This is a genomic window from Pseudomonas sp. JH-2 (genome assembly GCF_036231725.1).
GTDB lineage: Bacteria > Pseudomonadota > Gammaproteobacteria > Pseudomonadales > Pseudomonadaceae > Pseudomonas > Pseudomonas delhiensis.
Genome location: NZ_JAZAQP010000038.1, coordinates 1 through 23,738 on the forward strand (window position 1 = coordinate 1; position 23,738 = coordinate 23,738).

The following is a 23,738-nucleotide window of genomic DNA, read 5'->3' on the forward strand; positions in this document are numbered from 1 at the left end:
ACCGTTGGGCAGAACGAGGGGCCATGCAGCCAGCCGGAGGTATCCGTGATCGATTCCGGGCCAACCGGCGAGCGACGTGCTGCCCGAGTGCTCCGAACGGCCCCCTCTCCCTTCAGGGAGAGGGCTGGGGAGAGGGTTGCGGACTTCGACGACACGCCGGCGCTGGGCCTGACTCCGCACCCCCTCCCTAACCCTCCCCCGCAAGCGGGAGAGAGAACCGTTGGGCAGAACGAGGGGCCATGCAGCCAGCCGGAGGTATCCGTGATCGATTCCGGGCCAACCGGCGAGCGACGTGCTGCCCGAGTGCTCCGAACGGCCCCCTCTCCCTTCAGGGAGAGGGCTGGGGAGAGGGTTCCGGACTTCGACGATGCACCGGCGCTGGGCCTGACTCCGCCCCCCCCTCCCTAACCCTCCCCCGCAAGCGGGAGAGGGGACCGTTGGGCAGAACGAGGGGCCATGCAGCCAGCCGGCCGCTCCGTTCGCGAGCAAGCTCGTTCCTACAGATAGCACCCCCGCTTTTCGTAGGAGCGAGCTTGCTCGCGAACCCCCGCCCTACCTCTTTCTGTATACAATCCCCCTCCTTTTTTACCCTTCCCCCGGGCCCCCGCGGCCCGCGCAGGGCGTACACTTGATGCCATCCCTCGTTCTACCCGGAGACCTTCCTTGCTCACCCATCTCGATTCCCAGGGCCGCGCCAACATGGTCGACGTCACCGACAAGGCGGTGACCTCCCGTGAAGCCGTGGCCGAAGCGCGGGTGCGCATGCGCCCGGAGACCCTGCGGCTGATCCAGGACGGCGGCCACCCCAAGGGCGACGTCTTCGCCGTGGCGCGCATCGCCGGCATCCAGGCGGCCAAGCGCACCCACGAGCTGATCCCGCTGTGCCACCCGCTGTTGCTCACCAGCGTCAAGGTCGAGCTGCAGGCCGACGGCGAGGACGCCGTGCGCATCGAGGCGCGCTGCAAGCTGGCCGGGCAGACCGGCGTGGAGATGGAGGCGCTGACCGCCGCCAGCGTCGCCGCGCTGACCATCTATGACATGTGCAAGGCCGTGGACAAGGGCATGACCATCGAGGGCGTGCGCCTGCTGGAGAAGCTCGGCGGCAAGAGCGGCCACTACCGTGCGGAGGATGGGCAATGATCCGTGTGCAATACTTCGCCCGCTACCGCGAGGCCCTCGGCCTGGATGGCGAGCAACTGGGCTGGAGCGAGGCCTTCGCGAAGATCGACGACCTCCGCGGCTACCTGCTGGAGCGCGGCGGCGCCTGGCAGGTGCTGGCCGAGCAGAACCTGATGTGCGCGCGCAACCAGGAGTTGTGCGCCCTCGACGAGCCCCTCGCCGATGGCGACGAGGTGGCTTTCTTCCCCACCGTCACCGGAGGCTGAGGCCATGGCCGTGCGTGTCCAGGAAAGCCCCTTCGACCCCGGCGCCGAGGTCAACGCGCTGCACGCCGCCAACGTCGGCATCGGCGCGGTGGTCGGCTTCGTCGGCTATGTGCGCGACTTCAACGACGGCCGCGAGGTCGGCGGCATGTTCCTCGAACACTACCCGGGCATGACCGAGAAGGCCCTGGAGAAGATCGCCGTCGAGGCCAACGAGCGCTGGCCGCTGCTGCGCCTGGAGATCCTCCACCGCATCGGCCGCCTGGAGCCGGGCCAGCCCATCGTCTTCGTCGGCACCGCCAGCGCCCACCGCCAGGCGGCGTTCGACGCCTGCAACTTCGTCATGGACTACCTCAAGACCCGCGCGCCCTTCTGGAAGAAGGAAGACACCGCCGAGGGCCCGCGCTGGGTGGAAGGCCGCTGCAGCGACCAGGCCGCGGCGCAGCGCTGGGACAAATAGCCGCGCTACCTCTTCCGGGGAATGGGCAGGCCGGCTGCCGAGGCGCAGGCTGGGCGCCGTCCCATCCTTCCCCGGAGGCAGCCATGAGCCACCTGGCCACGCAGGACTTCCAGAGCCTGCAGATCGCCGTGCTGACCGTCAGCGACACCCGTACCCTGCAAACCGACGACTCCGGCCAGACCCTGGCCGACGCCCTGCGCGAGGCCGGCCACGTGCTGGCCGAGCGGCGCCTGGTGGTCGACGACATCCACCAGATCCGCGCGGTGGTCTGCGCCTGGATCGCCGACCCGCGCATCCAGGTCGGGCTGATCACCGGCGGCACCGGCTTCACCGCCCGCGACAACACCCCGCAGGCCGTCGAACCGCTGCTGGAGCGGCGCGTCGAGGGCTTCGGCGAACTCTTCCGCCAGGTCTCCCTGGCCGAGATCGGTACCTCCAGCATCCAGTCGCGGGCCCTGGCCGGCGTCACCAACGGCACCCTGGTCTGCTGCCTGCCCGGCTCGCCAGGCGCCTGCCGCACCGCCTGGCGGGAAATCCTCGCCGCGCAGCTGGACAGCCGCACCCGGCCGTGCAGCTTCGTGCCGCACCTGAAGGCCCCGCCGAAGACCGAGGAGGGCTGCGGTGGCGCCTGTGCCTGCGGCAGCCGTTCATGAGCGGCTGCGGCTGTGACGGCCACGGCCTGAAGCCGGTGGACGAGGCCCTGGCCGAACTGCTGGCGCGCGCCCCGGCGCCGCCGGCGGTGGAGTCCGTGGCCCTGGCCGAGGCCCTGGGCCGTGTGCTGGCCAACGACCTCGAGGCCCCCTGCGACCTGCCGCACTGGAACAACAGCGCCATGGACGGCTACGCCCTGCGCGCCAGCGACGTGCCGGCGGGCGGCGGTAGCCTGGCGCTGGCTGGCTGCATAGCCGCCGGCGAGGCGGGCGACCAGGCGCTGCCGGCGGGTTGCGCCGTGCGCATCTTCACCGGCGCGCCGGTGCCGCCGGGGGCCGACAGCGTGGTGGCCCAGGAAGACTGCCGCATCGAGGGTGACCGCGTGTGGCTGCCGCCGGTGACGGCGGGCAGCCACGTGCGCCGCCGTGGCGAGGAACTGCGCCAGGGCGCGCCGCTGTTGCGCGCCGGGTGCCGCCTGCGGCCCCAGGAGCTGGGCCTGCTGGCCGCCGTGGGCCTGGCCTGGGTGCCGGTGTACCGGCGCCTGCGCGTCTGCCTGCTGAGCAGCGGCGACGAGCTGCGCGAGCCGGGCCAGGCGCTGGCGCCGGGGCAGATCTACAACGCCAACCGCTTCAGCCTCGGCGCCCTGCTGCGCCAGTGGGGCCTGGACGTACAGGAATACGAAGTGCTGGTCGACACCCTGGCCGCCAGCCGCGACGCCCTGGAGCTGGCCGCCGCCGAGTGCGACGTGCTGATCAGCAGCGGCGGCGTCTCGGTGGGCGAGCGCGACCACCTCAAGCAGGCGGTCGGCGCCCTCGGCGAGTTGCACCTGTGGCGCCTGGCGATGCAGCCGGGCAAGCCGCTGGCCTTCGGCAGCGTGGCCGGCAAGCCCTGGCTCGGCCTGCCGGGCAACCCGGCGGCGGCGCTGGTCACCGCCCTGGTGGCGGCGCGGCCCTTCCTGCGCAGGGCCCAGGGGCTGGCCGAGACCGCGGTGACGCCGCTGAACCTGCCGGCGGCCTTCGCCTGGCCGCAGCCGAACAAGCGCCGCCAATACCTGCGGGCGCGCCTGGCCACCGACGCCAGCGGCGCCAGCCGGGTGGAAATCCACCCGCAGCAGGGCTCGGCCATGCTGCTGGCCGCCAGCTGGGCCGACGGCCTGGCGGTGGTGGAGGCGGGGCGTACCCTCGCCGCCGGCGAGCCCGTGGCTTACCTGCCGTTCAGCGAACTGTACAGCTGACGTCAGCCCTGGCCGCCGGCCTCGCCGAGGCGCGGCGGCCGTTCCATGCAAGGGGGAAGCATGCAACTGGTATGTCCGGCGGGCAGCCTGCCCGCCCTCAAGTCGGCGCTGCGCGAAGGCGCCGACGCCATCTACGTGGGATTCCGCGACGACACCAACGCCCGCCACTTCGCCGGGCTGAACCTCGACGACCGGCAACTGCAGGAGGGCCTGCAACTGATCCGTGCGGCCGGCCGGCAGCTCTACCTGGCGGTCAACACCTACCCCGGCGCCGCCGGCTGGCCGCGCTGGCAGCGCGCCGTGGACCACGCCGCCGAGCTGGGCGTGGACGCGCTGATCGCCGCCGACTGCGCGGTGCTCGGCTATGCCGCGCGGCGCCATCCGCAACTCGCCCTGCACCTGTCGGTGCAGGGTTCGGCGACCAACGTCGCGGCGCTGGCCTTCTACCACGAGCGCTACGGCATCCGCCGCGCGGTGCTGCCGCGGGTGCTGTCGCTGGCCCAGGTGCGCCAGGTGGCGGCGAACAGCCCGGTGCCGGTGGAAGTCTTCGCCTTCGGCAGCCTGTGCATCATGGCCGAGGGCCGCTGCCACCTGTCGTCCTACGTCACCGGCGAGTCTCCCAACCTCTGCGGCGTTTGCTCGCCGGCCAAGGCGGTGCGCTGGAGCGAGGAGCCCGAGGGGCTGACCTCGCGCCTGAACGACGTGCTGATCGACCGCTACGCGCCGGGCGAGCCGGCCGGCTACCCGACCCTGTGCAAGGGCCGCTTCGTGGTCGACGGCCAGCGCTTCCACGCCCTGGAAGAGCCCACCAGCCTCAACACCATCGACCTGATCCCGCAGCTGGCGCAGATCGGCGTGGCGGCGGTGAAGATCGAGGGCCGCCAGCGCAGCCCGGCCTACGTCGAGCAGGTCACCCGCGTCTGGCGCCAGGCCCTGGACAGCTGGCGCCGCGCGCCGGAGCGCTACCAGCCGCAGGCGCAGTGGCAGGCCGCGCTGGAGAAACTTTCCGAAGGGCACCAGACCACCCTGGGCGCCTACCATCGTTCCTGGCAGTGAGGTAACGCCTGATGAAACTCAGCCTGGGGCCGGTGCTGTTCTACTGGGACCGCCGGACACTCCTGGACTTCTACGCGCAGATGGCCGAACAGCCGCTGGACGCCATCTATATCGGCGAGACCGTGTGCTCCAAGCGCCGCGCCCTGTCGCTGGACGACTGGCTGGGCCTGGGCCGCGAGCTGGCGCAGCAGAGCGGGGCGGAAATCCTCCTCTCGGGGCTGGCGCTGATCGAGGCGGCCTCCGAGCTGTCGGCGCTGCGCCGGCTGTGCGCCAACGGCGAGCTGCGGGTGGAGGCCAACGACATGGGCGCGGTGCAGATACTGCACGGCCTGGGCGTGGAATTCGTCGGCGGCCCGGCGCTGAACCTGTACAACGGCCACGCCCTGGCCGAGCTGCACGGCTGCGGCCTGCGCCGCTGGGTGCCGCCGGTGGAGTGCTCCGGCGAGCAGGTGCTGGCGGTGCTGGAACAGGCCCGGGAGCTGGGCCTGGCGGGCCTGGAAACCGAGGTGTTCGCCTACGGCCACCTGCCCCTGGCGTACTCCGCGCGCTGCTTCACCGCCCGTGCGGAAAACCGGCCCAAGGACGACTGCCAGTTCTGCTGCCAGAACTACCCGGAGGGAATGTCGATGCTCAGCCAGGAAGGCGCGCCGCTGTTCACCCTCAACGGCATCCAGACGATGTCCGGCGAGCCGGGCAACCTGCTGGCCGACTACGCTTCGCTGTGCGACTGCGGCACCGACATGCTGCGCCTGAGCCCGCGGGCGCAGGGCATGGTGGAGGTCATCCAGGCCTTCGACCAGGTGCGCCGTGGCGCCGCGCCGCCGCTGGCGGTGGAAGGTTGCAACGGCTACTGGCATGGCCGCCCCGGCATGCTGCGCAGCGATGAGGTGAACCTGTGCTGAATCTCGAAACCGGCGCCCTGCGCGCCGCCGAACGCCTGCTGCCGCTGGCCGCGCGGGTGCCTGCGCCGCTGCAGCGGGCGGTGCTGCAACGCGCCGCCAACCGCCTGTTCGCCGCGCCGCTGGCGGCCGGCGACTTCGACCTGCTCGAAGGCCATTGGCTGCGCCTGGAGGTCAGCGACCTGGGCCTGGGCTGGAACCTCACCCGCGGCCGCGACGGCCTGCAACTGGCGGAAGGCCCCGTGCCCAGCGTGACCATCCGCGGCGGCTGGCGTGATTTCCTGTTGCTGGCCGGGCGCCAGGAGGACCCCGACACCCTGTTCTTCCGCCGCCGCCTGGTGATCGAGGGCGACACCGAACTGGGGCTGGCGCTGAAGAACCTGATCGACAGCCTCGACCCCGAGAGCCTCCCGGCCTGGCTGTGGAACGGCCTGCAGCGCGCCGCGCGCAGCGTGCAGGCGCAGCAGGCCTGAGGCGGCGCTCAGGCGCTACTGAGCAGGAGGAACTGCAGTTCCTCGTAGAGCATTTCGAAATCGTCGAGCGAACTGCTTTCGCCGTAGCGTTTGCGCAGCCCGTACTCGGTGAGGGTGAGCGCGTGCGCCGGGATCACCCCATGGCGCGCCAGGCAGCCGCGCACGCAGTGCAGGTGGCAGCCGTCCAGGGCGAGGATCGGCCGGCCGGAGCAGGCCTTCTTCACCAGCGGCGGCACGTCGCCGCCGACGCCGGCGATGCAGGACATCTCGGCCAGGCCGTCACGGTCCAGGCGCAGGGCCAGGTCGTTGGCCAGCTGGGCCAGGTTGGAACAGCCGGAACAGGAATACACGAGGGGCAACTGGGACTTCGGGTGCATGGCGACCTCCGCGCGATGAATGCGCAGTGTCGGGCGGCGGCCAGGCGCGGCGACATGACCTGCGTCAATTCGTGCTGACGGCTACTCCCGTGGAGGTATAAGGGTTTTCTGTAGGCGCGAGCCAGCCGGTGGCGTAGGAGCGGGCCCTGCCCGCGATTCGCGCGCAGGGCGCGCTCCTACAAGGGCGCGGCGTATGGGCAACCTGTCGCGGGGCAACGGCGGATAACGCCGTAGGCGTTATGCGCCCTACGGGATGGCGTAGGGCGAATAACCGTTCGCGGTTATCCGCCGTTGGCCGGTCCGGCGTGGCCGGTGAATCCAATCGCGGACAAGGTCCGCTCCTACGGTTCCAGGGAGGCACATTCGTAGGAGCGGGCCCTGCCCGCGATTCGCGCGCAGGGCGCGCTCCTACAAGGGCACGGCGTGTCGCGGGGGCAACGGCGGATAACGCCGTAGGCGTTATGCGCCCTACGGGATGGCGTAGGGCGAATAACCGTTCGCGGTTATCCGCCGTTGGCCGGTCCGGCGTGGCCGGTGAATCCAATCGCGGACAAGGTCCGCTCCTACGGTTCCAGGGAGGCACATTCGTAGGAGCGGGCCCTGCCCGCGATTCGCGCGCAGGGCGCGCTCCTACAAGGGCGCGGCGTATGGGCAACCTGTCGCGGGGGCAACGGCGGATAACGCCGTAGGCGTTATGCGCCCTACGGGAATGGCGTAGGGCGAATAACCGTTCGCGGTTATCCGCCGTTGGCCGGGCGTGGGGGCGTGCCTCAACCCAGCCGGTTCTCCACCGCCCAGACCGCCGCTTCCACCCGCGAGCGCATGCCCAGCTTGTGCAGCACGCGCTTGACGTGGACCTTCACCGTGCCTTCGGTGATGTCCAGCTTGCGGGCGATCATCTTGTTGCTGAAGCCCTGGGCCAGCTGGCGCAGGATCTGCCGCTCGCGGTCGGTCAGGTCCTCCAGGCGCTTGGGCTGCTCGTCGCCGCCGCGCAGGGCCTGGGCCAGCACCTGGGCCAGCTGCGGGCTGATGCTGAGCTGGCCGGTGGCGGCCTGGCGGATGTGCTCCAGCAGGCGCTCGGGCTCCATGTCCTTGAGCAGGTAGCCGTCGGCGCCGGCGCGCAGCACGCTGATCACGTCGCCGCGGTCGTCGGACACGGTGAACACCACGATGCGCGCGTCCACCCCCCGCTCGCGCAGGGCGCGCAGGGTTTCCAGGCCGTTCATGCCCTTCATGTTCAGGTCCAGCAGGATCATGTCCGGGTCCAGCTCGGCGGCCAGCTGCAGGGCTTCCTCGCCGCTGCCGGCCTCGCCGACCACGCACAGGTCGTCCTCGAACTCCAGCAGCTGGATCACCCCGCGGCGCATCATCGGGTGGTCGTCCACCAGCAGGATGCGGGCTCGATCGTCGGTGGGGCTGGCGGTCATGGGGCGGACTCCTCGCGCTGGCGGTGGGACAGGGGTTGCGGCTGGAAGCTCAGGCTGACGCAGGTGCCGCGCGGCTCGCGCGGGGCGATGCGCAGTTCGGCGCCGAGGGTCTGGCTGCGCTCGCGCATGATACTAAGCCCGTAGTGGCCGCTGCGGTTCTGCGTTGGGTCAAGGCCCACGCCGTCGTCCTCGATGCTGACCAGCACCTGGCCGTCGTCGCGCTCGGCCAGCACCACCCGCGCGCAGTCGGCATGGGCGTGACGGACCACGTTGGACAGCGCCTCGCGGACGATCTGCAGCAGGTGGATCTCATCGTTGGGGTTGAGCGGGATGTGCGCCAGGCGGTTGTCCAGCTCGATGGTCAGTTCGCCACGCTCGGCGAACTCGCTCACCGTGTCCTCCAGCGCCACCGCCAGGCTGGAGCGCTCCAGGCTGAGGCGGAAGGTGGTGAGCAGCTCGCGCAACTGGCGGTAGGCGCTGTTGAGGCCCTCGCGCAGCTCGTCCAGTGTCTCGTCGATCTTCTGCGCCGGCGCCTCGCGCTTGAGCAGGGTGCCCAGGCGGCTGACCTGGATCTTCAGGTAGGACAGCGACTGCGCCAGCGAGTCGTGCAGCTCGCGGGCGATGGTGCTGCGCTCGGCGAACAGCGCCAGGCGGCTTTCCTGTTCCTGCTGCAGGGCCAGGGCGAAGGTCCGCGCGATGTTGTCGCAGAAGGCCTCGATGCACTGCGCCTGCCAGTCTTCCAGGCGCCCGGTGGTTTCCACGAACAGCTCGCCGAAGCGGTGCTCGCCGCTGGCCAGGGGGAACATCAGCAGCGGTTGCAGGCCGCCGCCCTGGCCGCAGGTGTCGGCCCGCGTGCGGCAGGTGCCGCAGTCGCCCTGCAGGCAGAAGTCGGCGATGGCGCCGCTGGCGGTCAGCGAGTTGTAGGCGCGCTCGACGCCGTCCTTGTTCAGGCAGAGGGTCACCTTGCCGGCCTGCAGCACCTGCTCCAGCTGCCCCAGCAGCGGCCGCAGGCTGCGTTCGTCGTACGGGTCCTGGCCGAGGCGGCGGGCGCTGGCGTAGAGCAGCTCCAGGCGCTGATGGCTGTGGGAGAGGGCGCGGGTCTTGTCCGCCACCCGCGCCTCCAGCTCGCCGTAGATGCCCTGCAGTTCCTCGGCCATCTGGTTGAAGCGTTCGCCCAGCTGGCTCAGCTCGTCCTCGCCGCTGTAGCTGACGCGCGCTTCCAGCTGGCCGCGGCCCAGGCGGCGGGCGGTCTGCGTCAGCTCGCGCAGGGGGCCGACCACGTGGTAGCTGAGGTCGTAGAGGCTGACGAACACCACCAGCAGGCTGAGGAATAGGCACAGGCCCTGCACCGTGCTGAGCATCTGCGAGCGCTGCTCGGCATTGCGCTGCAGGGTGCCGACGAAGGCGTCGATGTGCCCGACCAGGGTGTCCAGGGTCGCCACGGCCGGGGTCTGGGCGACGTCCAGGCCGGCCAGTTCCTGGCGCAGCAACTGGTGCTGGTGGCGCAGCGGGTCGTCGCTGTCGGCGCGTTGCAGCAGGCGCCCGATCTCGCTGCTTTCCAGGCGTTCGCCGAGGGTGCGGCGCAGCGCCTGGCGGCCTTCGGCCGACGGCTCCAGGGCCATGCGGTAGCTGAGCATGCGCAGCGAGCCGGCCTGGTTGATCACCGCCGCGTCCTGGTGCGAGTAGTCGGCGAACAGCAGGGCGCTGAACATGCCCGCCAGGGCCAGGGAGACCAGCAGGGTGAGGTAGCAGCCGAAGCGCAGGACGATGGACCGGCGCAGGGTCTGGCGGCCGGCGGGGGCCGTACCTCCAAAGAGCCGGTCGGCTGGTTCAGGTGTCGAGCGCGTACCTGTTTCCATTAAAAATGCCTTTGAAATCAAGGTGATGTGCGTATTTTTCAGCGATACCCCCTTGGAGGTAGCGGCGCACATCTGCCCATGAAACGCCCTCGGGGCCATTGATCGCGATCAACGGAAGCGAAATGGGCTCTGCCTAACGTGCGGCCAACGGCATCGGCAAATGAGTGGTGGCCATGGCTTCGCATCGACAGAAACAGTACTCCGTACTCGGCATGAGCACACTGGCGTTCGCCGTGAATTTCGCGGTCTGGACGATGTTCTCGATCATCGGTATCCGCATCAAGGCGGAGCTGGGCCTGTCCGAGGCGCAGTTCGGCCTGCTGGTGGCGCTGCCGATCCTCACCGGTTCGCTGGTGCGCCTGCCCCTGGGGCTGATCACCGACCGCTTCGGCGGGCGTATCGTGTTCTTCATCCACATGCTGCTGGTGGCCATCCCCATCTACGGCCTGGCCTTCGCCGACCAGTACTGGCAGTACCTGGTGCTGGGCCTGTTCGTCGGCCTGGCCGGCGGCTCCTTCGCGGTGGGCATCGCCTACACCTCGGCCTGGTTCGAGAAGGAGCGCCAGGGCACCGCCATGGGCATCTTCGGCGCCGGCAACGCGGGCGCCGCCATCACCAACCTGGTGGCGCCGCTGATCGTGGTCGCCTTCGGCTGGCGCATGGTGCCGCAGGTGTACTCGGTGGCCATGCTGGTGACCGCGGTGCTGTTCTGGTGCTGCACCTGGAACGACCCGGCCCACGCCAGGGGCGGCGACGCCGACCCCGCCCGCGCGCGGCCGAGCCTGGCCCAGCAGCTGGCGCCGCTGGCCGAGCTGCGGGTGTGGCGCTTCGGCCTGTACTACTTCTTCGTCTTCGGCGGCTTCGTCGCCCTGGCCCTGTGGCTGCCCAAGTACTACATCGCCGAGTACGGCCTGGACCTGAAGACCGCGTCCTTCATCACCATGCTGTTCACCCTGCCGTCGGGCCTGATCCGCGCCCTGGGCGGCTGGTTCAGCGACAGCTACGGCGCCCGCGCGGTGAACTGGGGCGTGTTCTGGGTGTGCCTGGTGTGCCTGTTCTTCCTCTCCTACCCGCAGACCACCATGACCGTCCACGGCATCAACGGCGACCTGAGCCTGGGCATCGGCCTGAACGTCTGGCTGTTCACCTTCCTGGTGTTCGTGGTGGGCATCGCCCAGGGCTTCGGCAAGGCCAGCGTGTACCGCATCATCCACGACTACTACCCGCAGAACATGGGCACCGTCGGCGGCATGGTCGGTGTCATCGGCGGCCTCGGCGGCTTCTGCCTGCCCATCCTGTTCGGCTACGCCGCCGACCACATCGGCGTGCGTTCCTCCTGCTTCATGCTGCTGTTCGGCCTGACCATCGTCTGCATGGTCTGGATGCACTACGCGATCAAGCAGCAGCGCCGCCTCGACGGCCAGGCCCAGACGGCCGACGTCGACCTTTCCCCTCTGACTTCCAGCCAATCCTGACGGAGTGCCGACATGGGCATGATCGCCAATTCCCAACTCAAAGCCGCGCGGGGGCCCTTGCTGGTCGACTGGCGCCCCGAGGACTCGCAGTTCTGGGCGCAGTCCGGCAAGCGCATCGCCACGCGCAACCTGTGGATTTCCATCCCCGCGCTGCTGCTGGCCTTCTCCGTGTGGATGATCTGGAGCACCGTCACCGTGCGCCTGAACGCCGTGGGCTTCGCCTTCAGCAACGACCAGTTGTTCCTGCTGGCCGCGCTGCCGTCGATCTCCGGCGCCACCCTGCGGGTGTTCTACTCCTTCATGGTGCCGGTGTTCGGCGGCCGCCGCTGGACCGCGCTGTCCACCGCCTCGCTGCTGATCCCGTGCATCTGGCTGGGCTTCGCCGTGCAGGATGCGCAGACGCCCTACTGGGTGTTCGCGACCATCGCGCTGCTGTGCGGCTTCGGTGGCGGCAACTTCGCCTCCAGCATGTCCAACATCAGCTTCTTCTATCCCAAGAGCCAGCAGGGCACGGCCCTGGGCCTGAACGCCGGGCTGGGCAACCTGGGCGTCTCGGTGATGCAGTTCGCCGTGCCCCTGGCGGTGGCCGGCGGGCTGTTCGGCAGCTTCGGCGGCGAGCCGCAGCCGCTCTCCGACGGCGGCCGCCTGTGGCTGCAGAACGCCGGCTGGATCTGGGTGCCGTTCATCGCCGTGGTGGCCATCGCCGCCTGGTTCGGGATGAACGACATCGCCGACGCCAAGGCCTCGTTCCGCGAGCAGTCGGTGATCTTCAAGCGCAAGCACAACTGGCTGATGTGCTGGCTGTACGTGGCCACCTTCGGCAGCTTCATCGGCTTCTCGGCCGGCTTCGCCATGCTCAGCAAGACCCAGTTCCCGGACATCAACCCGCTGCAGTACGCCTTCCTCGGCCCGCTGGTGGGCGCCCTGAGCCGGCCCCTGGGCGGCTGGCTGGCGGACAAGTTCGGCGGCGCGCGCATCACCCTGTGGAACTACGCGGCGATGATCGCCGGGGTGTTCGCGGTGATCGCCTTCCTGCCCGGCGAGGGCGGCGCGGGCAGCTTCTTCGGCTTCCTCGGCGCCTTCATCGGCCTGTTCTTCTTCGCCGGCATCGGCAACGGCTCCACCTTCCGCATGATCCCGGTGATCTTCCGCAACGAGTGGGCCGCGCGCTTCAAGCGCGGTGGCTACAGCGAGGCCGAGGCGGCCAGGGGCGCGAGCATGGAGTCGGCCGCGGTGATCGGCTTCTCTGCCGCCATCGGCGCCTTCGGCGGCTTCTTCATCCCCAAGGCCTTCGGCACCTCGCTGCACATGACCGGCAGCGCCGAGGGCGCCCTCTACGTCTTCGTCGCCTACTACCTCAGCTGCATAGTCGCGACCTGGTGGTGGTATGCGCGCAAGGGCGCCGAGAGCCCTTGTTGAGACCCGTTTCGCGAGCCTGATTAGCGTTTGAACGCCCGGCGTAGACCGGGTGAGGAGATACAGATGAGTTACCTGCTCGACCGCCTGCAGTTCTTCAAGAAGAAACAGGGCGAATTCGCCGACGGCCATGGCGAGGTCTCCAACGAGAGCCGCGCCTGGGAGAACGGCTACCGCCAGCGCTGGCAGCACGACAAGATCGTGCGTTCCACCCACGGGGTGAACTGCACCGGCTCCTGCTCCTGGAAGATCTACGTGAAGAACGGCCTGATCACCTGGGAGACCCAGCAGACCGACTACCCGCGCACCCGCCCGGACCTGCCCAACCACGAGCCGCGCGGCTGCCCGCGCGGGGCCAGCTACTCCTGGTACATCTACAGCGCCAACCGCCTGAAGTACCCCAAGGTGCGCAAGCCGCTGCTCAAGCTGTGGCGCGAGGCGCGCGCCGCGCACAAGGACGCGGTGGACGCCTGGGCCAGCATCGTCGAGGACGCGCAGAAGGCGAAGAGCTACAAGAGCGAGCGCGGCCTGGGCGGCTTCGTGCGTTCCAGCTGGGACGAGGTCACCGAGATCATCGCCGCGGCCAACGTCTACACGGTGAAGACCTACGGCCCCGACCGCGTCATCGGCTTCTCGCCGATCCCGGCCATGTCCATGGTCAGCTACGCCGCCGGCGCCCGCTACCTATCGCTGATCGGCGGGGTGTGCCTGTCCTTCTACGACTGGTACTGCGACCTTCCTCCCGCGTCGCCACAAATATGGGGCGAGCAGACCGACGTGCCGGAGTCGGCCGACTGGTACAACTCCAGCTACATCATCGCCTGGGGCTCCAACGTCCCGCAGACGCGCACCCCGGATGCGCACTTCTTCACCGAGGTGCGCTACAAGGGCACCAAGACCGTGGCCGTCACCCCGGACTACTCCGAGGTGGCCAAGCTCACCGACCTCTGGCTCAACCCCAAGCAGGGCACCGACGCCGCCCTGGGCATGGCCTTCGGCCACGTCATCCTCAGGGAATTCCACCTCGACAAGCCGCGCGCCTACTTCGTCGACTACTGCCGGCAGTACACCGACATGCCCATGCTGGTGCTGCTGGAGCCGCACGGCGAGGGCGCCTTCAAGCCGACCCGCTACCTGCGCGCCGCCGACCTCGATGGCCGGCTGGGCCAGGACAACAATCCCGAGTGGAAGACCATCGCCTTCGATGAAAGCAGCGGCCAACTGGTCTCGCCCACCGGCTCCATCGGCTACCGCTGGGGCGAGTCGGGCAAGTGGAACATCGAGGAGAAGGAAGGCGGCGAGGGCCGCGAGACGCGCCTGAGCCTGAGCCTGATCGACGGGCCGGAGCACGCCTGCGAGGTGGGCTTCCCGTACTTCGCCGGCCAACTGCACCCGCACTTCAAGGGCGTGGACAACGACGAGGTGCTGCTGCGCCGCGTGCCCTTCCGCGACATCCAGGGCGCCGACGGCAAGACCCTGCGCGTGGCCACCGTCTACGACCTGCAGATGGCCAACTACAGCGTCGACCGCGGCCTGGGCGGGGCCAACGTGGCCCGCGGCTTCGACGACGCCGACACCCCCTACACCCCGGCCTGGCAGGAACGCATCACCGGCGTGCCGGCCGCCCGCGCCATCCAGGTGGCCCGCGAGTTCGCCGACAGCGCCGACAAGACCCACGGCAAGGCCATGGTGATCATCGGCGCGGCGATGAACCACTGGTACCACATGGACATGAACTACCGCGCGGTCATCAACATGCTGATGATGTGCGGCTGCATCGGCCAGAGCGGCGGCGGCTGGGCCCACTACGTCGGCCAGGAGAAGCTGCGCCCGCAGACCGGCTGGGTGCCCCTGGCCTTCGGCACCGACTGGAGCCGCCCGCCGCGGCAGATGAACGGCACCAGCTTCTTCTACCTGCACAGCTCGCAGTGGCGGCATGAAAAGCTGTCGATGCACGAGGTGCTCTCGCCCCTGGCCGACAGCAAGCAGTTCCCCGAGCACGCCGTGGACTACAACATCCGCGCCGAGCGCATGGGCTGGCTGCCCTCCGCGCCGCAGCTGGACCGCAACCCGCTGCGCATCGCCGCCGACGCCGAGAAGGCCGGGCTGCCGGTGCAGGACTACGTGGTGCGCGAGCTCAAGGCCGGCACCCTGCGCTTCGCCAGCGAGAAGCCGGACGATGCGCAGAACTTCCCGCGCAACCTGTTCGTCTGGCGCTCCAACCTGCTGGGCAGCTCGGGCAAGGGCCACGAGTACATGCTCAAGTACCTGCTGGGCGCCAAGAACGGCGTGATGAACGAGGACCTGGGCAAGGCCGGCGGCCCGCGCCCCACCGAGGTGGACTGGGTGGAGCAGGGCGCCGAGGGCAAGCTCGACCTGGTCACCACCCTGGACTTCCGCATGTCCTCCACCTGCATGTACTCGGACATCGTCCTGCCCACCGCCACCTGGTACGAGAAGGACGACCTCAACACCTCCGACATGCACCCCTTCATCCACCCGCTGTCGGCCGCCACCGACCCGGCCTGGGAAGCGAAAAGCGACTGGGAGATCTACAAGGCCATCGCCAAGAAGTTTTCCGAAGTCTCGGTCGGCCACCTGGGCGTGGAGAAGGACCTGGTCACCGTACCGCTGCTGCACGACACCGCCAACGAACTGGCCCAGCCCTTCGGCGGCACTGACTGGAAGAAAGGCGAGTGCGAGCCGCTGCCGGGGCGCACCATGCCCACCCTGCACCTGGTGGAGCGCGACTACCCCAACACCTACAGGAAGTTCACCTCCCTCGGCCCGCTGCTGGACAAGCTGGGCAACGGTGGCAAGGGCATCGGCTGGAACACCGAGAAGGAAGTGAAGCTGATCGGCGAGCTCAACCACCGTGTGCTGGAGCCGGGCGTCAGCCAGGGCCGGCCGCGCATCGAGAGCGCCATCGACGCCGCCGAGGTGATCCTCGCCCTGGCCCCGGAAACCAACGGCCAGGTGGCGGTCAAGGCGTGGAACGCGCTGTCGAAGTTCACCGGCCGCGAGCACGCGCACCTGGCGCTGCCCAAGGAAGAGGAGAAGATCCGCTTCCGCGACATCCAGGCGCAGCCGCGCAAGATCATTTCCAGCCCCACCTGGTCGGGCCTGGAAGACGAGCACGTGAGCTACAACGCCTGCTACACCAACGTCCACGAGCTGATCCCGTGGCGCACCATCACCGGCCGCCAGCAGTTCTACCAGGACCATCCGTGGATGCAGGCCTTCGGCGAGGGCTTCGTCAGCTACCGGCCGCCGGTCAACACCCGCAGCACTGACAAGCTGTTCAACAAGAAGCCCAACGGCAACACCGAGATCACCCTGAACTGGATCACCCCGCACCAGAAGTGGGGCATCCACTCCACCTACAGCGACAACCTGCTGATGCTCACCCTGTCCCGTGGCGGGCCGATCATCTGGCTCAGCGAGCATGACGCCAAGCGCGCCGGCATCGAGGACAACGACTGGGTGGAAGTCTTCAACGCCAACGGCGCCGCCACCTGCCGCGCGGTGGTCAGCCAGCGGGTGAAGGACGGCATGGTGCTGATGTACCACGCCCAGGAACGCATCGTGAACGTGCCCGGCAGCGAGACCACCAAGACCCGCGGCGGCCACCACAACTCGGTGACCCGCGTGGTGCTCAAGCCCACCCACATGATCGGCGGCTACGCCCAGCAGGCCTGGGGCTTCAACTACTACGGCACCGTGGGCTGCAACCGCGACGAGTTCGTGGTGGTGCGCAAGATGAACAAGGTCGACTGGCTCGACGAGCCGGAACACGGTGGCCTGGGCGGCGACGCCCTGCCGCAGCCGCTGCCCCGGGACATTTGAGGAGAGACGCCATGAAAATTCGTTCGCAAGTCGGCATGGTGCTGAACCTCGACAAATGCATCGGCTGCCACACCTGCTCCATCACCTGCAAGAACGTCTGGACCAGCCGCGAAGGCATGGAATACGCCTGGTTCAACAACGTCGAGACCAAGCCCGGCATCGGCTACCCGAAGGAGTGGGAGAACCAGCAGAAGTGGAAGGGCGGCTGGGTGCGCAACGCCGACGGCTCCATCGTCCCGCGCATCGGCGGCAAGTTCCGGGTGCTGGCGAACATCTTCGCCAACCCCGACCTGCCGGAGATCGACGACTACTACGAACCCTTCGACTTCGACTACCAGCACCTGCACACCGCGCCCAAGGCGCAGCACCAGCCGGTGGCGCGGCCGCGCTCGCTGATCAGCGGGCAGCGCATGCAGAAGATCGAGTGGGGCCCGAACTGGGAGGAAATCCTCGGCACCGAATTCGCCAAGCGCCGCCACGACAAGAACTTCGACCAGGTCCAGGCGGACATCTACGGCGAGTACGAAAACACCTTCATGATGTACCTGCCGCGCCTGTGCGAGCACTGCCTGAACCCGGCGTGCGTGGCTTCGTGCCCGAGTGGCGCGATCTACAAGCGCGAGGAGGACGGCATCGTCCTGATCGACCAGGACAAGTGCCGCGGCTGGCGCATGTGCATCAGCGGCTGCCCGTACAAGAAGATCTACTTCAACTGGAAGAGCGGCAAGTCCGAGAAGTGCATCTTCTGCTACCCGCGCATCGAGGCCGGCCAGCCGACCGTGTGCTCGGAAACCTGCGTGGGCCGCATCCGCTACCTGGGCGTGCTGCTCTACGACGCCGACCGCATCCATGAAGTGGCCAGCTGCGCCGACGAGCGCGAGCTGTACCAGAAGCAGCTGGAGATCTTCCTCGACCCCTTCGACCCGAAGATCATCGCCCAGGCCCGCAAGGACGGGGTGCCGGACAGCGTCATCGAGGCCGCGCAGAAGTCGCCGGTGTACAAGCTGGCCATGGACTGGCAGCTGGCCCTGCCGCTGCACCCGGAATACCGCACCCTGCCCATGGTCTGGTACGTGCCGCCGCTGTCGCCGATCCAGAACGCCGCCGCCGAGGGCCATATCGGCAGCGACGGGGTGATCCCGGACGTCGAGTCCCTGCGCATTCCCGTGCAGTACCTGGCCAACCTGCTCACCGCCGGCGACACCGCCCCGGTGCTGCGCGCCCTCAAGCGCCTGCTGGCGATGCGCGCCTACAAGCGCGCCGAGCACGTGGAAGGCCGGCAGGACCTGGAGGTGCTGGCCAAGGTCGGGCTCTCGGTGCAGCAGGTGGAAGAGATGTACCGCTACCTGGCCATCGCCAACTACGAGGACCGCTTCGTCATCCCCACCGCGCACCGCGAGGAGGCGCTCTCCGACGCCTTCGCCGAGCGCAGCGGCTGCGGCTTCAGCTTCGGCAGCGGCTGCTCGGGCAACTCCGGCGTGAACCTGTTCGGCGGCAAGCCGGTGGACCGCCGCGACGTCATCCAGACCGTACAGATCCAGGAGTGACGACCATGGACAGCCATAGCCAACTGCTCAAGCTCTGCGCACTGCTGCTGGACTACCCGCGGCCGGAAGTGCGCGAGGAAAACCTGGCGCTGCACGCGCTGATCCGCACCTGCGACCTGCCCGAGGCGCAGCGCGACGGCCTCGCCGCGCTGCTCAACGAACTCTGCCAGGGCGACCTGCTGGACGTGCAGGCGTGCTACGACGGCCTGTTCGAACGCGGCCGCTCGGTCTCGCTGCTGCTCTTCGAGCATGTCCACGGCGAGTCCCGCGACCGCGGCCAGGCCATGGTCGACCTGCTGCACCGCTACAACGCCGCGGGCCTGGCCATCCACGTCAACGAGCTGCCGGACTACCTGCCGCTGTACCTGGAGTTCCTCGCCCTGCAGGACGCGCCGGCGGCCCGCGCCGGCCTGGCCGAGGTGGCGCACATCCTCGCCCTGCTGGCGGCGCGCCTGGACGAGCGCGGCAGCGCCTACGCCGCGGTGTTCCACGGCCTGCTGGAACTCTCCGGCGAGCGCCCGGACCTGGCCGCGCTGCACCGCGACTGCGAGCAGGAGGCTCGCGACGACAGCCTGGAGGCGCTGGACAAGGCCTGGGAGGAAACCCAGGTGAGCTTCAGTGAGCCCGCCGCCGGCTGCCCGTCGAACCCGCGGCAGCCCTCCAGCGCCCTCGAACAACCCCTGCAATGGGTCGCCCAGCCGGTGCCGCCGCGCCGGGTGGCCAGCCAAGGAGCCTGATCATGTCGTTGAATACCCTGCTGTTCGGGGTCTACCCCTACGTCGCCCTGCTCATCTGCCTGGTGGGCAGCTGGGCGCGCTTCGACCTCTCGCAATACACCTGGAAGGCCGGCTCCAGCCAGATGCTGAGCAAGAAGGGCATGCGCGTGTACAGCAACCTATTCCACGTGGGCGTGCTGTTCATCCTCGCCGGCCACTTCGTCGGCCTGCTGACCCCCCACGCCGTCTACGAGCACTTCATCAGCACCGAGCACAAGCAACTGCTGGCGATGGTCTCCGGCGGCTTCTTCGGCGTGCTCTGCTTCATCGGCCTGACCGGGCTGATCCTGCGCCGCCTGACCGACGCGCGGGTGCGCGCCACCGGCAACGCCTCGGACCTGATGATCCTGCTGGTGCTCTACGCCCAGCTGATCCTCGGCCTTTCCACCATAGTCGCCTCCACCCACCACCTGGACGGCTCGGTGATGGTCATGCTGGCCGACTGGGCGCAGTCCGTCGTCACCCTGCAGCCGCTGGCCGCGGCCGAGGCCATCGCCCCGGTGTCGCTGGTCTACAAGCTGCACGTGATGCTCGGCCTGACGCTGTTCGTGCTGTTCCCCTTCACCCGCCTGGTGCACATCGTCAGCGCCCCGGTGTGGTACCTGGGCCGCCGCTACCAGGTGGTCCGCCAGAAGCGCCGCGTGGCCTGAACCACCACGCAAACCCTTAGGGCGGATGGCCGTTCGCGGTCATCCGCCGCCCCCGAAGGTGATCCAGATGAGTTGCTCCCACTACGAGAACCGTGTCGAACACGTCGAGCTGCCGAAGCTCGCGGTCAACGGCGTCGCCATCGACGAAAGCGAACTGGCCCGCGAACTCCAGTACCACCCTGCCACCAGCCACGCCGAAGCGCTGCAGGGCGCCTGCCGCGCTCTGGTGGTGCGCCAGCTGCTGCTGCAGCGCGCCGACGCGCTGGGCCTGAGCGCCGAGGCGGAGGAGGGCGAGGCGCCCGAGGAAGCCCGCATCCGCGCCCTGGTCGACCGTGAGGTCGGCACACCCGAGGCCGACGAAGCCAGCTGCCGGCAATGGTACGAGGCCAACCCCGGCCGCCTGACCAGCCCCTGGCGCATGAGCCTGCGCCACGTCCTGCTGGCCTGCGCCCCGGACGACCTGGAAGGCCGCGCCAGGGCCCGCGAACAGGCGCTGGCGCTGCTGGCCGAGCTGCGCGAACACCCCGAGCGCTTCGCCGAGAAAGCCATGCGCTTCTCCGCCTGCCCGTCGAAGGACGAAGGCGGCGACCTGGGCTGGATCGAGCCCGGCCAGACCGTGCCCGAGTTCGAGAAGCGCCTGCTGCGCGAAACCCCCGGCCTGCTGGCCCAGCCCCTGGAAAGCCGCTACGGCCTGCACGTGGTGGAACTGCTGGCGCGCGAAGGCGGCGAGCCGCTGCCCTTCGCCGAGGCCCGCCCGCGCATCGCCGCCTACCTGCGCGCCCAGGTGCTGCAGCGCGCGGTCAGCCAGTACATCGCCGTGCTGGCCGGCGAGGCGCACATCGAGGGCTTCGCCTTCGAGGGCGCGGATTCGCCGCTGGTGCAGTGAGGCGGCGGAGTTTATCGCCGCACTGGACAGCCCCCTCTCCCTTCAGGGAGAGGGTTGGGGAGAGGGCCGGATCATCCGCCTTCGCCAAAGCATCAACCGGAGCACCCACATGCCCGACTGGATCGACGGCCAAGGCCGCAAGATCGACTACCTGCGCCTGTCGGTGACCGACCGCTGCGACTTCCGCTGCGTCTACTGCATGGCCGAGAACATGCGCTTCCTGCCGCGCCAGCAGGTGCTGACCCTGGAGGAGATCGAGCGCGTGGCCCGGCTGTTCGTCGCCGGCGGCGTGCGCAAGCTGCGCCTCACCGGCGGCGAGCCGCTGGTGCGCCCCGGCATCGTCGGCCACTGCGAACGCCTGGCCGCGCTGCCGGGCCTGCGCGAGCTGTGCATGACCAGCAACGGCTCGCAGCTCGGCCGCTACGCCCGCGACCTGCGCGCTGCGGGCCTGGCGCGCCTGAACATCAGCCTCGACACCCTGGACGCGCAGCGCTTCCAGGCCATCACCCGCACCGGCCGCCTCGACCAGGTGCTGCGCGGCATAGATGCGGCGCAGGCGGCGGGCTTCGCCGGCATCAAGCTCAACTGCGTGGTGATGAAGGGCCGCAACGCCGACGAGGTGCCGGCCCTGGTGGACTACGCCATCGCCCATGAACTGGACATCAGCTTCATCGAGGAAATGCCCCTGGGCCAGGTCGGCCGCGACCGCAAGGAGAGCTTCTGCTCCAGCGACGAGGTGCGCGCGCTGATCGCCGAACGCCACGAACTGCTGGACAGCGCCGAGCACAGCGGCGGCCCGGCCCGCTACGTGCGCCTGGCGCAGCACCCGCGCACGCGCATCGGCTTCATCTCGCCGCACTCGCACAACTTCTGCGCCACCTGCAACCGCCTGCGCCTGACCGCCGAGGGCCGCCTGCTGCTGTGTCTGGGCCACGAGAACTCCCTGGACCTGCGCGGCCTGCTGCGCCGCCATCCGCTGCACGATGGGCCGATCCTCGACGCCCTGCACGCCGCCCTGCAACGCAAGCCCGCCCGCCACGAATTCAGCACCGGTGGCGATGTGCAGGTGCTGCGCTTCATGAACCTCAGCGGCGGCTGAACCAAGGCACGACCTCTTCGTAGGATGGGTTGAGCACGAAGCGATACCCATCACCCTGGCCAGATGGGTATCGCAAGCTCAACCCATCCTACGGTCGTACTTTTCCGTCCCCCAAAGAAAAGGCCCCGGCGAAATGAGCGGTTCGCTGGGGCCTGGGCGCATGTCTGCGCTGGATACCGTGGTTGGAAAGGCAGATCATCTCGTCTGGCGGTCCCTCCATATGGCTGTCGTTGCAAGTCAGACTAGGCCAGCGCCGGGGCACTGGCATCCCTCGTAGGGGGTAGTCCGCCCGGGGCGAAAGAGAGTGCGGCGGCGTTATCCGCCGCCTGGCGTTCAGCGCGGGTTGCTGGAGGAGCCGCCGCCGAACAGGCCGCCGAAGATGCTGTTGACCAGGCCGAACAGGCCACCGACGATCGGCAGGTTCTGCAGCACGTTGAACACGCCGCCCAGCAGGCCGCCGGACTGCGAGCCGGAAGTGCCGAACAGGTCGCCCAGCATGCCGAAGAGGAAGCCGCCGGCTACCTGGTCGATTTCGTTTTCGTTGAGTACTTTCAGATCATTCATGGCTGTTTCTCGCAAGCAGGAAAGGGATCGGCCCGGGATGGGCCGACCCGCATTCTCCCGGCCACCGCGCAGGCGGGCTATTCGGGATGGGCGCGCCGTACGGTGGGAAACGTCCGGTGTGCGCGGACATGGCCACGCGGAAGGGACTGTCTTCGCGTGCCCGCGTACGGTGCTTGCCGGCGGCTGTGTGTGCCAGGCTGGCTCCGCTCCCTCACCCCGGCCCTCTCCCAGAGGGAGAGGGGGCCGCCCGGCGTCGGCGGGGAGTCTGGCGTCAACCTGCAGGAGCGAGCTTGCTCGCGAATGGTGCTTGCCGGTGGCGGCTGTGTGTCAGGTTGACTCCGTCCCCTCTCCCCAGCCCTCTCCCTGAAGGGAGAGGGGGCCGTTCGGCGTGGGCGGGAAGTTCGGCGTCAACCTGTAGGAGCGGGCCCTGCCCGCGAATCGCGCGCAGGGGAATGCCACGGCTGGTGTGGCGTAGGGCGTATAACCGTTCGCGGTTATACGCCGCCTGACCTTGGCTTGAGCCGCGCCGGAGCCAGCCCGTCGGCGCTCAGGCCATGGCGCACCAGGCTTTCGGGCAACTCGTCGGCGCGGATCAGCGCGGCGCTGGCCTGGCCCATGGCCGCCGAGGTCTGGATGCCGTAGCCGCCCTGGCCGGTGACCCAGTAGAAGCCGGGCGCCTGCGGGTCGTAGCCGGACACCAGGTCGCCGTCGGTGACGAACGAGCGCAGCCCGGCCCAGGTGTGGCTGGGTCGGCGGATGCTGAGCGTTGTGTGTTCCTCGATGCGGTGGATGCCCAGGGCGATGTCCAGCTCCTCGGGCTGCACGTCGTGGGGCTCCACCGCGTCGGCGTTGGCCGGCGAGCCGAGCAGCAGGCCGGCGTCGGGCTTGAAGTAGAAGGATTCGTCCAGGCTCACCAGCACCGGCCAGGCGTGGCTGTCCACACCCTCTGGCGGGGCGAAGAGGAAGGCCGCGCGGCGCTTGGGCTGCAGGCCCAGCGGGGCGACCCCGGCGAGTGCCGCCAGGCGGTCGCACCAGGCGCCGGCGGCATTGACCAGCACGGGGGCGCGGTAGCTCTGCTGGCCCGTGCGCACTTCCCACTGGCCGTCGACGTAGGCCGCGGCGAGCACCTCGCTGTCGAACTGCACGCTGCCGCCGTTGCGGCGAATGCCCCGCAGGTAGCCCTGCAGCAGGGCGTCGGTATCGATGTCGGCGGCGGTGGGGTCGAACATCGCGCCATGGACCTTCTCGCGGCGCAGCACCGGGACCATGGCGCAGGCCTCGTCGGCGTCCAGCAGGCGCGTCTCCGGCACGCTGGCACGGGCGCTGTCGAACTGGCGTCGCAGTTCCTCGGGGGCCCCTTCGAAGTCCACGGTCAGCTCGCCGCGCGGGGTGAGGATGGGGTGCTCGGCGAAGCCCTCGGGCGGGGCGTCGAAGAAGGCCCGGCTGGCGGCGGTCAGCGCGCGCACCTGGGGCGTGCCGTAGGCCACGGTGTACAGCGCCGCCGAGCGGCCGGTGGAATGGTAGCCGGCATGGGATTCGCGTTCGAGCACGGCGACCTTGCCGTGGGGCGCGAGGAAGTAGCCGGTGGAAGCGCCGGCGATACCGGCGCCGATGATCAGGAAGTCGACCTCGGTCATGGATGTCTCCGCGTCAGGCGGGCG

At 69.3% G+C, this 23,738-nt stretch carries 21 protein-coding genes; 16 read left to right on the plus strand and 5 right to left on the minus strand.

Annotated features, from left to right (window positions below; genetic code table 11):
• Nucleotides 1–663: 663 nt before the first annotated feature.
• From moaC to ubiT, 8 genes are all read left to right on the plus strand, one after another.
• Nucleotides 664–1,140, plus strand: coding sequence for a cyclic pyranopterin monophosphate synthase MoaC (gene moaC, locus VV867_RS22385; protein ID WP_089389570.1), 477 nt, complete (start codon nt 664–666; stop codon nt 1,138–1,140).
• On the plus strand, nt 1,137–1,385 hold the full coding sequence (locus VV867_RS22390) for a MoaD/ThiS family protein (RefSeq protein WP_089389569.1): 249 nt from the start codon (nt 1,137–1,139) through the stop codon (nt 1,383–1,385). Before moaC ends, VV867_RS22390 begins: the two co-directional genes overlap by 4 nt.
• Before the next feature lie 4 nt (nt 1,386–1,389).
• Nucleotides 1,390–1,842 carry a molybdopterin synthase catalytic subunit MoaE gene (gene moaE, locus VV867_RS22395; RefSeq protein ID WP_109937185.1) on the plus strand — a complete coding sequence of 151 codons (453 nt, stop codon included), beginning with the start codon at nt 1,390–1,392 and terminating at the stop codon, nt 1,840–1,842.
• A gap of 83 nt (nt 1,843–1,925) precedes the next feature.
• Nucleotides 1,926–2,495: a molybdenum cofactor biosynthesis protein B gene (gene moaB, locus VV867_RS22400; protein WP_328567604.1), complete on the plus strand. Its 570-nt coding sequence runs from the start codon at nt 1,926–1,928 to the stop codon at nt 2,493–2,495.
• Complete coding sequence (locus VV867_RS22405; protein ID WP_328567605.1) at nt 2,492–3,727, plus strand: molybdopterin molybdotransferase MoeA; 1,236 nt, start codon at nt 2,492–2,494, stop codon at nt 3,725–3,727. Before moaB ends, VV867_RS22405 begins: the two co-directional genes overlap by 4 nt.
• Nucleotides 3,728–3,787: 60 nt before the next feature.
• Nucleotides 3,788–4,783 (plus strand): ubiquinone anaerobic biosynthesis protein UbiU, encoded by a 996-nt coding sequence (gene ubiU, locus VV867_RS22410; RefSeq protein ID WP_109932499.1) that lies wholly within the window; start codon nt 3,788–3,790, stop codon nt 4,781–4,783.
• A gap of 11 nt (nt 4,784–4,794) precedes the next feature.
• Entirely contained in the window at nt 4,795–5,685 is an 891-nt protein-coding gene (locus VV867_RS22415) for a U32 family peptidase (protein ID WP_328567606.1), read from the plus strand.
• A complete protein-coding gene (gene ubiT, locus VV867_RS22420; protein ID WP_109932503.1) occupies nt 5,679–6,155 on the plus strand; it encodes a ubiquinone anaerobic biosynthesis accessory factor UbiT in 477 nt (158 codons plus the stop codon). Before VV867_RS22415 ends, ubiT begins: the two co-directional genes overlap by 7 nt.
• Nucleotides 6,156–6,163: 8 nt before the next feature.
• Here ubiT and VV867_RS22425 read toward each other — a convergent pair whose 3' ends face one another.
• The 3 genes from VV867_RS22425 to VV867_RS22435 all read right to left on the minus strand — a co-directional run bounded on the left by VV867_RS22425 (nt 6,164) and on the right by VV867_RS22435 (nt 9,818).
• Nucleotides 6,164–6,532 (minus strand): putative zinc-binding protein, encoded by a 369-nt coding sequence (locus VV867_RS22425; RefSeq protein WP_074984560.1) that lies wholly within the window; start codon nt 6,530–6,532, stop codon nt 6,164–6,166.
• Between the two features lie 770 nt (nt 6,533–7,302).
• Nucleotides 7,303–7,959, minus strand: a complete 657-nt coding sequence (narL, locus tag VV867_RS22430) for a two-component system response regulator NarL (RefSeq protein ID WP_109932505.1) — start codon at nt 7,957–7,959, stop codon at nt 7,303–7,305.
• Nucleotides 7,956–9,818 carry a histidine kinase gene (locus VV867_RS22435; protein ID WP_109932507.1) on the minus strand — a complete coding sequence of 621 codons (1,863 nt, stop codon included), beginning with the start codon at nt 9,816–9,818 and terminating at the stop codon, nt 7,956–7,958. The genes narL and VV867_RS22435 overlap by 4 nt, the downstream gene beginning before the upstream one ends.
• A gap of 173 nt (nt 9,819–9,991) precedes the next feature.
• On the opposite strand from VV867_RS22435, the gene VV867_RS22440 reads away from it, so the two are divergent.
• The 8 genes from VV867_RS22440 (at nt 9,992) to moaA (ending at nt 21,513) form a co-directional block, all read left to right on the plus strand.
• Nucleotides 9,992–11,293, plus strand: a complete 1,302-nt coding sequence (locus VV867_RS22440; protein WP_328567607.1) for a nitrate/nitrite transporter — start codon at nt 9,992–9,994, stop codon at nt 11,291–11,293.
• Between the two features lie 12 nt (nt 11,294–11,305).
• Nucleotides 11,306–12,712 (plus strand): NarK family nitrate/nitrite MFS transporter, encoded by a 1,407-nt coding sequence (locus VV867_RS22445; RefSeq protein ID WP_109932511.1) that lies wholly within the window; start codon nt 11,306–11,308, stop codon nt 12,710–12,712.
• A gap of 63 nt (nt 12,713–12,775) precedes the next feature.
• Nucleotides 12,776–16,555, plus strand: coding sequence for a nitrate reductase subunit alpha (locus VV867_RS22450; protein WP_328567608.1), 3,780 nt, complete (start codon nt 12,776–12,778; stop codon nt 16,553–16,555).
• Between the two features lie 11 nt (nt 16,556–16,566).
• Nucleotides 16,567–18,102 (plus strand): nitrate reductase subunit beta, encoded by a 1,536-nt coding sequence (gene narH, locus VV867_RS22455; protein ID WP_089389556.1) that lies wholly within the window; start codon nt 16,567–16,569, stop codon nt 18,100–18,102.
• A 5-nt stretch (nt 18,103–18,107) separates the two neighbouring features.
• Complete coding sequence (narJ, locus tag VV867_RS22460) at nt 18,108–18,839, plus strand: nitrate reductase molybdenum cofactor assembly chaperone (protein WP_109932515.1); 732 nt, start codon at nt 18,108–18,110, stop codon at nt 18,837–18,839.
• Nucleotides 18,840–18,841: 2 nt separating this feature from the next.
• Nucleotides 18,842–19,528 carry a respiratory nitrate reductase subunit gamma gene (gene narI, locus VV867_RS22465; protein ID WP_328567609.1) on the plus strand — a complete coding sequence of 229 codons (687 nt, stop codon included), beginning with the start codon at nt 18,842–18,844 and terminating at the stop codon, nt 19,526–19,528.
• Nucleotides 19,529–19,595: 67 nt separating this feature from the next.
• Nucleotides 19,596–20,414, plus strand: a complete 819-nt coding sequence (locus VV867_RS22470; RefSeq protein ID WP_328567610.1) for a peptidylprolyl isomerase — start codon at nt 19,596–19,598, stop codon at nt 20,412–20,414.
• Nucleotides 20,415–20,523: 109 nt separating this feature from the next.
• Nucleotides 20,524–21,513, plus strand: a complete 990-nt coding sequence (gene moaA, locus VV867_RS22475) for a GTP 3',8-cyclase MoaA (RefSeq protein ID WP_328567611.1) — start codon at nt 20,524–20,526, stop codon at nt 21,511–21,513.
• A gap of 333 nt (nt 21,514–21,846) precedes the next feature.
• On the opposite strand, the gene VV867_RS22480 is transcribed toward moaA, so the two are convergent.
• Entirely contained in the window at nt 21,847–22,077 is a 231-nt protein-coding gene (locus VV867_RS22480) for a hypothetical protein (protein ID WP_009616111.1), read from the minus strand.
• 494 nt (nt 22,078–22,571) lie between these two features.
• On the minus strand, nt 22,572–23,714 hold the full coding sequence (locus VV867_RS22485) for an NAD(P)/FAD-dependent oxidoreductase (RefSeq protein WP_328567612.1): 1,143 nt from the start codon (nt 23,712–23,714) through the stop codon (nt 22,572–22,574).
• Nucleotides 23,715–23,738 lie beyond the last annotated feature (24 nt).

What these genes read in the sequence shown, in the direction of transcription:
- narI (WP_328567609.1), top strand. Translation starts at nt 18,842, where the DNA reads ATGTCGTTGAATACCCTGCTGTTCGGGGTCTACCCCTACGTCGCCCTG.
- ubiU (WP_109932499.1), top strand. Translation starts at nt 3,788, where the DNA reads ATGCAACTGGTATGTCCGGCGGGCAGCCTGCCCGCCCTCAAGTCGGCG.
- VV867_RS22415 (WP_328567606.1), top strand. Translation starts at nt 4,795, where the DNA reads ATGAAACTCAGCCTGGGGCCGGTGCTGTTCTACTGGGACCGCCGGACA.
- VV867_RS22440 (WP_328567607.1), top strand. Translation starts at nt 9,992, where the DNA reads ATGGCTTCGCATCGACAGAAACAGTACTCCGTACTCGGCATGAGCACA.
- VV867_RS22445 (WP_109932511.1), top strand. Translation starts at nt 11,306, where the DNA reads ATGGGCATGATCGCCAATTCCCAACTCAAAGCCGCGCGGGGGCCCTTG.
- VV867_RS22450 (WP_328567608.1), top strand. Translation starts at nt 12,776, where the DNA reads ATGAGTTACCTGCTCGACCGCCTGCAGTTCTTCAAGAAGAAACAGGGC.
- VV867_RS22435 (WP_109932507.1), bottom strand. Translation starts at nt 9,818, where the DNA reads ATGGAAACAGGTACGCGCTCGACACCTGAACCAGCCGACCGGCTCTTT.
- VV867_RS22425 (WP_074984560.1), bottom strand. Translation starts at nt 6,532, where the DNA reads ATGCACCCGAAGTCCCAGTTGCCCCTCGTGTATTCCTGTTCCGGCTGT.
- VV867_RS22390 (WP_089389569.1), top strand. Translation starts at nt 1,137, where the DNA reads ATGATCCGTGTGCAATACTTCGCCCGCTACCGCGAGGCCCTCGGCCTG.
- VV867_RS22485 (WP_328567612.1), bottom strand. Translation starts at nt 23,714, where the DNA reads ATGACCGAGGTCGACTTCCTGATCATCGGCGCCGGTATCGCCGGCGCT.
- VV867_RS22470 (WP_328567610.1), top strand. Translation starts at nt 19,596, where the DNA reads ATGAGTTGCTCCCACTACGAGAACCGTGTCGAACACGTCGAGCTGCCG.
- narH (WP_089389556.1), top strand. Translation starts at nt 16,567, where the DNA reads ATGAAAATTCGTTCGCAAGTCGGCATGGTGCTGAACCTCGACAAATGC.
- narL (WP_109932505.1), bottom strand. Translation starts at nt 7,959, where the DNA reads ATGACCGCCAGCCCCACCGACGATCGAGCCCGCATCCTGCTGGTGGAC.
- VV867_RS22405 (WP_328567605.1), top strand. Translation starts at nt 2,492, where the DNA reads ATGAGCGGCTGCGGCTGTGACGGCCACGGCCTGAAGCCGGTGGACGAG.
- moaB (WP_328567604.1), top strand. Translation starts at nt 1,926, where the DNA reads ATGAGCCACCTGGCCACGCAGGACTTCCAGAGCCTGCAGATCGCCGTG.
- VV867_RS22480 (WP_009616111.1), bottom strand. Translation starts at nt 22,077, where the DNA reads ATGAATGATCTGAAAGTACTCAACGAAAACGAAATCGACCAGGTAGCC.
- narJ (WP_109932515.1), top strand. Translation starts at nt 18,108, where the DNA reads ATGGACAGCCATAGCCAACTGCTCAAGCTCTGCGCACTGCTGCTGGAC.
- moaE (WP_109937185.1), top strand. Translation starts at nt 1,390, where the DNA reads ATGGCCGTGCGTGTCCAGGAAAGCCCCTTCGACCCCGGCGCCGAGGTC.
- moaA (WP_328567611.1), top strand. Translation starts at nt 20,524, where the DNA reads ATGCCCGACTGGATCGACGGCCAAGGCCGCAAGATCGACTACCTGCGC.